This is a genomic window from Pseudomonas tremae (assembly GCF_023278125.1).
In the GTDB taxonomy this organism is placed as follows: Bacteria; Pseudomonadota; Gammaproteobacteria; order Pseudomonadales; family Pseudomonadaceae; genus Aquipseudomonas; species Aquipseudomonas tremae.
Window position 1 is genome coordinate 3,948,854 of sequence record NZ_CP066270.1, and the last position, 13,704, is coordinate 3,962,557.

General features: G+C 59.1%; 5 protein-coding genes. All 5 read right to left on the minus strand.

Annotation, left to right across the window (positions count from 1 at the left end; all coding sequences use genetic code 11):
- Positions 1-143 precede the first annotated feature (143 nt).
- Positions 144-1,271 (minus strand): GNAT family N-acetyltransferase, encoded by a 1,128-nt coding sequence (locus tag I9H09_RS17855; RefSeq protein ID WP_122347022.1) that lies wholly within the window; start codon positions 1,269-1,271, stop codon positions 144-146.
- A 39-nt stretch (positions 1,272-1,310) separates the two neighbouring features.
- Positions 1,311-6,176, minus strand: coding sequence for an NEL-type E3 ubiquitin ligase domain-containing protein (locus I9H09_RS17860; RefSeq protein WP_122347021.1), 4,866 nt, complete (start codon positions 6,174-6,176; stop codon positions 1,311-1,313).
- Between the two features lie 119 nt (positions 6,177-6,295).
- The gene (locus I9H09_RS17865; protein ID WP_005889469.1) at positions 6,296-7,417 is read right to left on the minus strand and encodes a beta-ketoacyl-ACP synthase III; all 1,122 of its coding nucleotides are present in this window, start codon (positions 7,415-7,417) and stop codon (positions 6,296-6,298) included.
- A gap of 239 nt (positions 7,418-7,656) precedes the next feature.
- Positions 7,657-11,568, minus strand: coding sequence for an ATP-dependent RNA helicase HrpA (gene hrpA, locus I9H09_RS17870; RefSeq protein WP_024690229.1), 3,912 nt, complete (start codon positions 11,566-11,568; stop codon positions 7,657-7,659).
- A 291-nt stretch (positions 11,569-11,859) separates the two neighbouring features.
- Positions 11,860-13,551, minus strand: a complete 1,692-nt coding sequence (gene fadD1, locus I9H09_RS17875; protein WP_024669274.1) for a long-chain-fatty-acid--CoA ligase FadD1 — start codon at positions 13,549-13,551, stop codon at positions 11,860-11,862.
- Positions 13,552-13,704: the final 153 nt, after the last annotated feature.

Sequence of the window (13,704 nt, forward strand, 5' to 3'; positions counted from 1 at the left end):
GCGTCACAAGTCTGTACCGCTCTGCACACTCAACAGCGGACGCAGAGCGTCCAGAAATGCATTCCCACGCAAAGCGTGAGGAACGAGATCTAACTCTGCTTCGCACGCGCGAGGAACGAGAGGCAGTGATTGATCCGCTACTGCTACTCCACCTGCCGATACGGCAATGCGCTACGTGCTTCCTCGGCGTAGGCCATTACGCCGACTCGCTCCTGCTCAAGAAACTCGCTGACGGCGTCTTTCAGTCCTGGGTGCATCAGGTAGTGCCATGATCGGGTGATCTGCGGCTCGAACCCGCGGATCAGCTTGTGCTCACCCTGGGCCCCTGCGTCGAATCGTTGCAGGCCGTGAGCAATCGCGCAATCCATGCCCTGATAGAAACAGGTTTCGAAATGCAAGCGGTCAAACTCGGCCAGGCAGCCCCAGTAGCGTCCGTAGAAACTGTCGTCGCCGATCAGGCTGAAAGCCATCGCTACAGGGCGTGAGCCCTGCAAGGCAATCACCACACGGATCGACTCGGGCATGCGTTCAGCCAGCAGACTGAAAAATTCGCGGGTCAGGTAAGGCGCCTGCCCACGTACTTCGTAAGTGTTGGAATAGCACGCATAGACGAAGTCCCACAGCACCTCGCTCATCTGCGCCCCTTCGAGCCACTCAAACGCGATGCCCTGCCCTGCGACCTGTTCACGCTCCTTGCGCATCTGTTTGCGCTTGCGCGAACTCAATGCATCAAGAAAGTCCTGAAAATCCCGGTAGCCCCGGTTATGCCAGTGGAACTGACAACCGATCCGCTGCAGCCAGCCCGCCTGTGTCTCAAGCAGGGCATCAGCAGCCGGGTCGGTGAAGTTCACGTGAGCACTCGACAGCCCTTCGCTCTGCAGGTAAGCCGGCAGCTCGCCGAGCAACTCCATGCCACCTTGCGGCGTGGCCGACAAAATACGCGAACCACCGACCGGGCTGAACGGCACGGCCACCAACAGCTTGGGGTAATACGCGATTCCGGCGCGTCGGCAAGCATCTGCCCAGGCGTGATCGAATACGTATTCCCCATACGAGTGCCACTTTCGATAGGCCGGCAAGGCAGCAACCAGCTGATCGTTTTCGTAATGCAGCACATGCTCGGGACGCCAGCCTGAACGCGGTCCAAGACTGCCGCTGTCTTCCAGCGAGCTAAGAAACGCATGGCGCAGAAACGGCTGATTGCCTGGCACCAGCGCATCCCATTGGGCAGGTGCAAGGGTGCCAAGGCTGTCGATAACGTGGACGGGCATGCAGGTTCCCCGGTGAGCGGACTTGATAAAGAGTATCGCTTATTGAGGCCTTGTGTTCATCGACGCCGAAATCTGCCTTGAAAGACTGATCGCCAGTTCGTTGATCGCCTGCTCGCGCTCACCGGATATTTGCGCGATATGATCGAGGTATTCCTGATCGGACTGCCCGCTCTGCGCCTGCTCATCCAAGGCCGCCAGGCGCTGCAGGAACGGCATCTTTACCGGTTCGAAATAAGGGCCGTAGCGAACTTCCAGATAACTCATCCAGAATTCCCTGGCAATCATCGACTCGAAAAACGCCGAGGTGCTTTCGCGCTCGATGACTTCCTTGTACGCAGCCTGCAAATCAGCGTCGCTCACCCGCGCGATAGTAGCGAACAGCATGCTTCTGGGCTGACCGGGCAGCTCAAGCCGCGCTTGCAGGCCGATGCGGTAGGCCAGCCGCACTTCAGCCTCATCGACCGCCTCGCCATTCTGCCGGCGAAGAGCAATGTCGCGCAGCGCAATTTTTTCGACCTGATCCAGACGGTCCAGGCGCTGGCTCATTTTGAAGAGTTCCAGTGGCTGCGCGGATTCCGGCGTGGATGACAGAATCGAAAACACTCGGACCCGCACTTCCATGTCGCCAAAGACCAGCGCAAGGCCATCTCCACAGGTCTGAGGGTGAGCGGCAATATCAAATAACTGCTGACGCAGCTCAGTGTTTGCAGAGGCCGCGTCTATCATCGCCCAGACTCGTTCGATGAGCTCTTCACGGTTAGTTGAAAAATCAGCCGAATGGGTCAGATCGCTAAGCGTCTGGAAGAAATCCATAGAACCGGTGCACGCTCGCAGATCCTGCCAAAGCCTGATGCGGACATCTGCCTGTTCGCGGCTCAAACCGGCCAGCCAGGGTCTGCTGTCAGGCCCGACTTCCAAGGGCAGATGGTGCTGGCTGACACCCCATCGCGGTCGCAACCTGCCTTCGCGAAACAGCCTGATGCGTTCCAGGGTCGGCGCGTCCAGCGGGTTCCCGTTCAAATGCAGGTGCAAGCGCGAAGAGCCGAGAGAGCGGACGACATCCTCAAGCTCTGCGGAGGTTATTTCCGAGATACGGTTATCGCGAACATCCAGACGAATCAAGTCAGACCTGAGCCAGTTCCACGCGGGCAACGTTTCGATACCCGTCGCGCGCAAAAACAGCAGACGCAAAGAGTCGAGCGCCGCGAGAGGCGCTGCCGACCCAAGAAAGCAAAAGTTCAGGTCCAGGATCTCCAGACGGTTCAGGTTCTGCAACGTGACGTTGCAGGCCTCCGTCCAGATCAACGGGTTGTGACTGAGTGACAGTTCGGCAAGTTGCGGCATTCTCCCTATCGAAGCCGGCAGGGAATACAACTCATTGAAGTCGAGGCTCAGCGAATTCAGGTTGCTGAAGTTTTTCAGCAAGGCATCTGCTTGTGGGTCGGTAAGCTGCATATTGCGCGCCTTCAACACCACCACATGGGCAAAGTTTGCGGCGATATCAGGCAGCAGTCCCACGCTCAGATTATCCAGATCCAGCGCGTATCCTAAAAAGTCACCCTGATAGTTTCTGCAGTGAGCGCTCAACCTTCTCCAGCAATCGTGAATGCGCATCGCTGCGACTTCTCTAGGCCTGCGCTGCAAAGAAAACTGCGTTTCCGCGACCCAGGCGTCCAGCGTGGCCTGGAGGTTGCGCAACTCATCCGCGAGGCCTCGCAGCCTTTGCCGGACGAAGTTCGGCAATTGTCTGGCTGATCCGGTGTGTTCGGCCCTCAAGCGGTCCAGAAAGGCAGACACCTCAACCTCGGAAAAATCCGGGTACAGACTTCTCACCGCAAGCTCCGGCGAATGGCTGGCAGCACCGATGCCCAAGCGGCGAAAGAAACCTCGCAGACGTCCGCTCATGGGGTAGCCGATACGACCGTCGGGCAGTCTCTGCGGCCATTTGATCCCCGGTTTGACCGGCTGCATTCGCAATATTTCAGCCACACGTTCACGCTGACCAAGGGCGATATTCCCCAGCAGACTGCGCAATGGGTGCTCATCAGCGTTGGCAGGCAGCTCGATGTCGGCGCGCACATCTTCAGGCAGCGCCTTTAACAAAGAAGTGAAAAACTCCTGATCGACTTCCGCCAGAGAGTCACCTGACGAATTGAAAGGCTGAAACCCTTCTTCCGTTTTGACCAAAAGCCGGTGTAGCACAGCCTGATCGCTGTCGAGCCTCGCGATTTCGGCACCTTCCAGCGAGTCTTCCAGCAGATCGATTGACATGTTTCCACGCCAGCCGGGTACATATTGCAGCACGCCAAGCGCAGTTGCATGGGTGTCAGGGTTAAGGGTCGAGGCCCGGTAAAACCCTTCGTTGACCCTGTTTATCCGCAGTTGCTGCTGGTACTCGCGGGCGTGTTCGGCAAGCGCCAGAGGAATGCGCTTTTCCGAAGTCATCCGCGCCTTGTCTGTGTCGCTCGCCATGCCGATGAGTTCGGCAACGACGCTGTCCGGCAAGCCGCTGAAATCGCGCTGTATCAGTTGAACCAGCGGGTCCTCGCTTCGGCTTTTGAGTGCCTGAATGTCATCAAGCAACTGCTCGACACGAGCGTGGGCGCAAGCGGCCAGATGACGCTTCAAGCCGCTGACCCGGACGACCTTGTCTGCGCTGTCACTGCCCGTCAGAGACGCGATCTCATCAGGCGTCAGGCTATCCGGCAGTTGGCCCAGAACCTCGCTGAGGCTGGTTGTCGGCCCCACCACATGGGACGAAAGCGTCATGTCCGCCCCTGCGTTCCACGCCTCCAGCAGGGTGCCTTGCACATCGATCAATAACAGCCCTCGAGCCTTGTTCCAGCCAGGCGACGAGACCAGCAGCTTCATCCATGGCCCGATAGAAGAAACAGAGATTTGCGACGGTCCATCTGTCTTGAGGCTTTTAATACAGGCCAGCAGCTCCCGCTCTGTTTCAACACGCTGAATGGCATCGATCAACAATGCCGGAGGCTGAAAGTGCTCGACGTGTATCTGGCGCAACACCGCTTCATTGATGCCAGTAATGCGCAGCACCTTCCGGATTTCCGTCTCGGTGAGCGCATGGCAGGTCGCGTTCAGACGCCTGAACGCCGTGACCTCATCCCAGCCCATGGGGTTCTCCCACTCATGACGCCAGGCGCCGGCACCGTTGTGCTTCAGCCTGGGCGAGTAGGAGCGATCATTCTCCGGGTGCCTGATCCGCCAGCTGGCGTGTGATGCATCGGGTTCGACACGATACAGCTTGCCGTCCAGTGGCAACCACGTCCTGCCACCGTGCTCGTAAAGCCCCAGCGCATCGAGACTCAGCCCCTCAGGCAAGCGGACCGTTTCAGCGTAAGGTTCAACCGTCGGTTTTCCGAGACGAACAGAACCATCAACGCTTTTCTGCACCAGGCTTTCGATGAACATCGACGGCTCAAAGCCTTTTACCGCCCCTATGACACTTCCCAGCACCAGCATCTGGGCGACGTTTTCGCCAATGTCGTAAACATGCTGCATAGCCTCGTCCACTTCACCGTGCTTCCAGTCTTGGTAAGCAACGAAGGCTTCACTGGCAAGCTGATAGAGCGCGACCACAGACATGACTTCGCCCAATACCGGCACGAACAGCCCGGCCACATTGAGCATGTTCATGCCGCTGTGCTCGAGGCTTTCAAGCAGTGCATCGCGAGCCTGCTGGTCCACCTGCGCCGAGGCCACTGCGATTGCCCGTGAATCGCCGTAAGTCTTGGCCAGCAAGTGGTCATGAAGCAATTCGAACGGCGGTTTCGAAAATGGCTGTGGCTGCAGCACCAGATCAGCGTTGACGTCCAGCGCAGGCTCCTGGCCTGGATAGAGCCGGGATTGCAGTCTGGCGAAAAATTCCGGACTGCGACTCAAACTGACAAAGCGGCTGAAATAGCGCTTGTAACTTTCGCTGTCGAGCGCTTTCACGAGGCTGGTATTGAAGGCCCTGAGTGACACATATTGTTTGATCGGATGCAGAGGCTCCGAGGGCATGTAGACAAGGCAAGGCCCATTGTCGGGATCGGGAATATCTTGCTGGACAAGCAGCGCGCCATGCAAAAGACAGCCCGAAAAAGCGTAGGTATCGAGCATGTGCAACTGACAATAGCGCAGCGCCTTGCCGTCCCATTGCGGCAGGTCATCGGCCCGCACGACACTCAGCAACAACTGATAGGCAGTATCGGTGATATCCCCCTTCATCCTGGCAATGTGCGCGAGCACCTCGAAGGCATCTCGCTCGTTGTCGATGAAGGCAGCGGCAACCGCCGTCGCTGCCGCTGGGGAAGGCTTGAATACGCTGTCCAGGTGGGCTTGGTACTGAGTTCCCACATCCAGCTCATGGCAAAAATCAGCGAACTGTTCAAGGCTGATATCGACGCGGTCCTGATACTCGACCTTGTACCTGCGCTGGGCGCTATCGATCAGCCAGTAACGCAGGCCACCTGTACGCAGAATTGCCGAATGAGGATCGAAGCGGCTGCGGTTGCTGGGAGCGAAGTTCTGCAACGCTGCCTGCAACAGGGTCTGTTCGAGGGGCGCTGGTGCCCAGGCGCTGTCGTAGCGCCAAGTCATCAACTGAAAGGCTTCGACGTCCAGCGCTAGCTTGAAACGCTTGTGAAAGGCTTGCGACAGCACCGGGGCAGCAAACTGCTGTGCCGATAACAGACGATCGCGAATGGGCTCCAGCGCCTGACGGGAATGTCGGGTTTTCTGCTGACTGGCCTGAAGTGCCTGACGCAATGCTGGCGGGGCGTTCAGATACCAGGCCGGCAGCCTGCTGCGGATAAAGGCAGCATTGGGGTGGTCGGCTTCGAAGGGGGCAGCGTCCGACGGGGGAGCTGCTTGCGTTTCGGGTGGTGTGTTGGCAGTGAACATGGTCGATACTCGTGTTGGCTTGTTCAAAAGCCAACACGATAAAGACCCGCAGGGCTGCAGGTGACATAACGGGATATGACAGTAGCGCCTGTCGCACAAACGCTACCTCGTCAATGCACTCAGCGTTTGCGCAGAATCACGCTGCCGATCGAGTAGCCTGCGCCGAATGAGCTGAGCACTGCCAGCGCGCCTTTGGGCAGGTCGTCTTGATAGGTGTGAAAGGCGATGATCGAACCTGCCGAACTGGTGTTGCCGTAGGTGTCGAGAATAACCGGCGCTTCTTCGACAGTGGCGTCGCGGCCAAGCAGTTTTTTGACGATCAGATGGTTCATGCTCAGGTTGGCCTGATGCAGCCAGAAGCGCCTGACGTCACTGATGTTGATGCCGTTGTCATGCAGATGCGCGCTGACCAGTTCGGCCACCATCGGGCAGACCTCACGGAACACCTTGCGCCCTTCCTGCACGAACAGTTTGTCCGGTGCATTCTGGCCTTCGTCCGAGGTGCGGTTGAGGAAGCCGAAGTTGTTGCGGATGTTATTGGAAAACTTGGTCAGCAGACGCGTGCTGACGATGTCGAACTGATAAGGCGAAGTGGCCAGGTCTGCCCGCTCGACCACTACCGCAGTCGCGCCATCACCGAAAATGAAATGGCTGTCGCGATCACGGAAATTCAAATGTGCGGTGCAGATCTCCGGGCTGATCACCAGCAAGGCGCGGGCCTGACCCAACTGCACGCTGTTGCAGGCGGCCTGAATACCAAACGTTGCCGACGAACAGGCGACGTTCATGTCGAAACCGTAGCCCGCAACGCCAAGCGCTTCCTGGATTTCGATGGAGATCGCCGGGTAGGCCCGTTGCAGGTTCGAGCACGCGACGATCACACCATCGATGTCTGCCGCAGTCCTGCCCGCGCGCTGCAAGGCCTGTTCGGCGGCTGCAACGCCCATCTGGCAGAGGATCGACCTTTCGTCGTTGCCGCGCTCCGGCAGGTTGGGCTTCATGCGCTGCGGGTCGAGAATGCCCTGTTTGTCCATCACGAAGCGGCTTTTGATGCCCGAGGCCTTTTCGATGAATGCGGCGCTGGACTCGCTGAGCGCTTCTACTTCGCCACGCTCGATGGCAGCAGCGTTGTCGCTGTTGAACTGTGCAACATAGGCATTGAAAGACTGCACCAGCTCTTCGTTGGAAATGCTGTTGGCCGGGGTAAACAGGCCTGTGCCGCTGATGACGACGTTGTGCACGGTCGTTCCTCTTTTATTGGGTTGCAGGTAATGACCTGCTCAGGCACGGCATCTGAAGCCCGCGCTTTATCGGGACAACGTGCCAGTGCAGATGTAAAAGCTGCCTGCAACAACGAGCAGCATTTCATGACACTGTGAAGACAGGCGCGGAGTGTGCCATAGAGCCCGGTTTTGGCGCTATCGGCCAATGAATATCGGCTCGATAGACACATTTCAATAAGCGCCTGCAGAGCTTGGAATCAGCCCTCCACCTGACTCCACTGCTTGCTCAACCGTTTGTCCGACACCGGCATTTTAGTGCCCAGTTGTTGAGCGAACAGCGAGACGCGATATTCCTCCATCCACCAGCGATACAGCGCCAGCTCCGGATCACGCTTGCCTTCCTGGGCATGTTTGTCGGCACGCGCCTGATACTGCGCCCAGAGCCCCGCCAGTTCGATGCTCCACACACGATCCTTCTGCACCTGACCGGGCAGTTTCTCCAGACGCATCTCGATGGCTTTCAGGTAGCGCGGCAGCTCCTTGAGCCAGACCGCCGGGGTTTCCCGCACGAATCCGGGGTACACCAACTTGCCCAGTTGCGCCTTGATATCGTTGAGCGCAACTGCCTGAGACAGGTCGATCTTGCCCTTGAAGCGTTTTTGCAGACCGTGCCACAGCTTGAGGATTTCCAGGGTCAGCTTTGCCAACCGCTCGGCGTGTTCGGTCCAGTCGGCGCGCTTGCGCTCCGCCAGTGACAGCAAGCCGGCCCCATCACGCGGCAACTCGGCTTCGCCTTCCAGTACGCAGCTGTCGAGACTGGCCAGCAGGATGTCCTCGATCAGCGCATCGATGCGCCCCAGCTCGCGGTGCAGCAACGCCAGCTCGGTCTGCCCCGGCAATTTATTGCGCAGGAACTTGGCAGGCTCGGCCAGCTGTTGCAGCAGCAAACGCTGCAAGGCGCGTCGATGCTGGTATTCGGCTTCGGCCTGAGTTGAGAACCTGCCTTCCTTGACCGCGCCGCCCTCTTCGACCAGCGCCGGATACACCGTCATCGAAAGCCCGGCGATGTTCTGCTGCGTCTTCTGCGCCACCGCCGCGAACGCCTTGGCCTGTACAGGCTGCTGGCTTGCGGCGGTTTGTGGCACGGCCAGCGCTGCCTGGCTCGCCTCGGCGAAGCGTGCCGTCAGTTCTGCAAGATCGCGCCCCTCGCCGAGAAACTTGCCGCTGCCATCGACAATTTCCAGGTTCATCTTCAAGTGACCTTCAAGCTGCTGCGCAGCTTCAGCCCAGGCTTCGTCACTGACCCGCACGCCGGTCATGCGCAACAGCTCACGCCCTAGCGCATGAGGGAGGGAACCCTCACCAAAGGTAATGCGCTGCAGGGCCGCCTTGATGAAGTCCGGGACCGGTACGAAATTCTTGCGCACCGCCTTGGGCAGGTTGCGCACCAGCGCTATGCACTTGGTCTCCAGCAACCCCGGCACCAGCCACTCCAGACGCTCGGCAGGCAGCGACAACAGCAACGGTGCGGGGACACGCAGGGTTACCCCATCGCGCGGGTGATTGGGTTCGAAGTGGTAACTCAACGACAGGCTCAGATCGCCCAGGCGCAGGGTGTCCGGGTACTGCGCCGCAGTGACTTCGCTGGCCTCGCGGGCCAGCACGTCTTCTTCGCGCATGATCAGCAACTGCGGGTTCTTCTGGCTCTCGGTCTTGTACCAGCTGTCGAAGGTCGCCGTCTGGTGAATCTCGGCCGGAATACGCGCCTCGTAAAAGCCGTACAGGGTGTCTTCGTCAGCCAGAATATCGCGACGGCGGGCTTTGGCCTCCAGTTCATCGAGTTGTTCCAGCAAGCGGGTATTGGCACTCAGGCACTTGGCCCGGGACAGAATATCGCCACGCACCAGACCTTCGCGAATAAACAACTCACGCGATACCACCGGGTCGATGGGGCCGTAATGCACCGGACGACGACCGACCACAATCAGACCAAACAGGGTGATTTGCTCGAACGCGACGACTTGCCCGCGTTTCTTCTCCCAGTGCGGCTCGAAATGGTTCTTTTTGATCAGATGCCCGGCCAGCGGCTCGATCCAGTCCGAATCGATCTTGGCGACCATGCGCGCATACAGCTTGGTGGTTTCGACCAGCTCGGCGGTCATCAGCCATTGCGGGCGCTTTTTGCCCAGCCCTGAGGACGGGTGAATCCAGAAGCGTCGCTGGCGGGCGCCGAGGTAGTCGCCCTCGTCGGCCTTTTGCCCGACCTGGCTCAGCAGGCCAGACAGAATGGCCTTGTGGAATTTCGGGTAATCGGCCGGTTCCTTGTTGACCGTCAGTTGCAGGTCACGACAGATCAGGCTCAGTTGCCGATGCGAATCACGCCATTCGCGCAGGCGCAGATAATTGAGAAAGTTACGCCGACACCAATTGCGCAACGGACTGGCCGTCAGGGTCTGGCGCTGTTCTTCGAAACCGCGCCACAGATTCACCAGCCCGGCGAAGTCGGAGTCGGCATCCTTCCACTGAGCATGCGCCTGATCTGCCGCCTGCTGACGCTCGGGTGGGCGCTCGCGCACGTCCTGCACGGACATGGCGCTGGCAACGATCAGCACTTCTTGCAGGCTACCCTGCCTGGCGGCTTCCAGCAGCATGCGGCCCATGCGCGGGTCCACCGGCAAACGTGCCAGCTGGCGACCCAAGGGCGTGAGCTGATTCTCGCGGTTGACCGCAGACAGCTCCTGCAACAGATTGAAACCGTCACTGATCGCCTTGCCATCCGGCGGCTCGATGAACGGGAAGTCGGTAATCTCGCCAAGGCGCAGGTGCAACATCTGCAAAATGACTGCCGCCAGATTGGTGCGCAGGATCTCGGGGTCGGTGAATTCGGGGCGGCCGTTGAAATCCTCTTCGCTGTAAAGACGCACGCACAGACCGGGTTCGACCCGCCCACAACGGCCCTTGCGCTGGTTGGCACTGGCCTGGGAAACGGCCTCGATCGGCAGTCGCTGGACCTTGGCGCGATAGCTGTAACGGCTGATCCGCGCGGTGCCGGTATCGATCACGTAACGAATGCCCGGCACCGTCAAAGAGGTTTCTGCGACGTTGGTGGCCAGCACCACACGACGGCCGGGATGCGACTGGAAGATACGCTGCTGTTCGGCGGGCGACAGGCGTGCGTACAGCGGCAGAATCTCGGTATGCCTGAGCTGAGCCTTGCGCAGCATCTCGGCCGCATCGCGAATCTCCCGCTCGCCGGGCAAAAACACCAGCACGTCGCCAGGGCTCTTGCGCTCGCTGCGTTCGAAGGCAGCAAGCTCATCCAGCGTGGCCAGGATGGCCTGATCGACGGTGAGGTCTTCTTCGACGCTGTTGCCCTCCTCGTCCTGCTCGCTGGTCAGCGGGCGGTACCAGACATCCACCGGGAACGTGCGACCGGACACTTCGATCACGGGCGCATCGTTGAAGTGCTCGGAAAAACGCTGCAGGTCGATGGTTGCTGAGGTAATGATGACCTTGAGGTCCGGGCGACGTGGCAACAGGGTTTTCAGGTAACCGAGCAGAAAGTCGATGTTCAGGCTGCGCTCGTGGGCCTCGTCGACGATGATCGTGTCGTAGCGCTCGAGGAAGCGGTCATGCTGGGTTTCGGCCAGCAGAATGCCGTCGGTCATCAGTTTGATCAGTGTGTTGCTGTCGCTCTGATCCTCGAAACGCACCTGGTAACCGACCAGCGCCCCCAGTGGCGTGCCGATTTCTTCGGCAACCCGGCTGGCCACGCTGCGCGCTGCAATCCGGCGCGGCTGTGTATGCCCGATCAGGCCATGCTGACCACGACCGATTTCCAGGCAGATCTTCGGCAACTGAGTGGTCTTGCCCGAGCCGGTTTCACCCGCAATGATCAGCACCTGATGCTTGAGCAACGCCTCTTTGATTTCGTCACGCTTGGCGGCAATCGGCAGGTTGTCGTCATAACGAATCGCCGGCACGCTCTCCCGCCGCGCCGTGGCCTGCGCGCACGACGCCTGAACCCGGGCAACCCATTGCGCGAGCTTCGCCTCGTCAGGCTTCTTGCGCAGCTCGTGCAACTGACGACGCAGGCGATGGCGTTCGCTGATCATCGCTTGGTCGAGGTTTTTCAGGAGTTGGTCGATAGAGGGCGATTCGTCGGTCATCAGGCGCGCAGGGTCTTTTTTCAAATGGCAGATGCGGATTGTCGCAGATTGCGGTGGGTCGTGACGAGACGCGGAGCATCGGCACAAGAATCGGCGGGGCTTGTGCATTGACGATCGCTCCCACGCTCAGCGTGGTAACGCCTTGGGTGACGCTCCGCGTCGAGGCACACTCAAGATCGGACGCGGAGCGTCCGGAAATGCATGCCCACGCTGGAGCATGGGCACGATAATCAGTTGGATGACGTGATGAATAAAGCGCGTGACGGCGAAGGCGGTTTCAGACCCACGACCTTACTTCTTCACACCCAGCTTTTTCAGTTCTTCATCACGCAACTCGCGACGCAGGATCTTGCCGACATTGGTGGTGGGCAGGATGTCGCGGAATTCGACACTGCGTGGCACTTTATAGCCGGTCAGGTTGGCGCGCATGTGCTCCATGACCTTGTCCTTGGTCAGCGTGACGCCCGGTTTGGCGACGACAAAGACCTTGATGCTTTCACCCGACTTCTCGTCCGGCACGCCAATGGCCGCGCACTGCAGCACGCCGGGAAGTGTGGCGAGTACGTCTTCCAGTTCGTTGGGGTACACGTTGAAGCCGGAGATCAGGATCATGTCCTTCTTGCGGTCGACAATCCGGATATAGCCATCAGGCTGAATGATCGCGATGTCGCCGGTCTTGAGCCAGCCATCGCTGCCGATCATTTCATCGGTAGCATCCTGACGCTGCCAGTAGCCTTTCATGACCTGCGGGCCTTTGATGCACAGTTCGCCCGTCTCGCCAAACGCCAGCTCGTTGCCGGCATCATCGATGACCTTGCACAGCGTCGACGGCACAGGAATGCCGATAGTGCCCATCTGGATGTATTGAGAAGGATTGACCGTCGCCACCGGGCTGGTCTCGGTCATGCCATAGCCTTCACAGATGGGACAGTCGGTAACCTGCTTCCAGCGCTCGGCGGCAGCCTGCTGCAAGGCCATGCCACCCGACAGAGTGACTTTCAGCGCCGAGAAGTCGAGGTTGCGAAAGTTCTCGTTATTGCACAACGCCACAAACAAGGTGTTGAGGCCGACAAAACCGCTGAACTTCCATTTCGACAACTCCTTGACCATCGCCGGCAGATCGCGCGGGTTGCTGATCAGGATGTTGTGATTGCCCAGCAGCATCATCGCCATGCAGTGAAAGGTGAACGCGTAGATGTGATACAGCGGCAGCGGCGTGATGAGGATTTCACAGCCCTCATCCAGGTTGGAAGCCATCAATGCCCGACATTGCAGCATGTTGGCGATGAGGTTGCGGTGGGTCAGCATGGCGCCCTTTGCTATACCGGTGGTGCCGCCGGTGTATTGCAGCACGGCAACATCGCTGCTGCCTGGCGCTACTTCGGTAACCGGCTGACCTCGGCCCTTGCCAAGCACTTCGTTGAACCTGATGGCGTGCGGCAGGTGATAGGCCGGGACCATTTTCTTCACGTACTTGATAACGCTGTTGATCACCAGCCTTTTGAGCGGCGACAACATATCGGCCACTTCAGTGACGATGACCTGCTGTATATGGGTCTTGGGCACGACCTTTTCGGCCAGATGCGCCATGTTTGCCAGGCACACCAGCGCCTTGGCCCCGGAATCATTGAACTGGTGTTCCATTTCCCGCGCGGTGTACAGCGGGTTGGTATTGACCACGATCAGGCCGGCGCGAATGGCACCGAAGACGGCGATCGGGTATTGCAGCACGTTGGGCAACTGCACGGCGATACGGTCGCCCGGCTGCAGATCGGTGTGCTGCTGGATCCAGGCGGCAAACGCACCGGACAGCTCGTACAGCTCGCCGTACGTGATCGTCTTGCCCAGATTGCTGAATGCCGGTTTGTCAGCGAAACGCTGGCAGGACTGTTTCAGAACCGCCTGGACGTTGGGGTACTCGTCGGGGTTGATATCGGCAGGAATGCCGGACGGGTACTTATCCTTCCAGAAGTTTTCAATCATTCAGCCAGCTCCGTAGCGATCGCGAATTCTACACACCGCTTCGAGCGATGATTTTCTTGTGTCTGGGCTAATCCAGTAGACGCTTTTGCGCTTTATGACTGATCAAAAAGCGCGCCGAGAGTAGCAGCTTTGTAAAAGGCCGCCTAGATGCAA

Coding starts and splice junctions, on each gene's coding strand:
- fadD1 (WP_024669274.1), bottom strand. CDS start 13,551: ATGATTGAAAACTTCTGGAAGGATAAGTACCCGTCCGGCATTCCTGCC.
- I9H09_RS17860 (WP_122347021.1), bottom strand. CDS start 6,176: ATGTTCACTGCCAACACACCACCCGAAACGCAAGCAGCTCCCCCGTCG.
- I9H09_RS17855 (WP_122347022.1), bottom strand. CDS start 1,271: ATGCCCGTCCACGTTATCGACAGCCTTGGCACCCTTGCACCTGCCCAA.
- hrpA (WP_024690229.1), bottom strand. CDS start 11,568: ATGACCGACGAATCGCCCTCTATCGACCAACTCCTGAAAAACCTCGAC.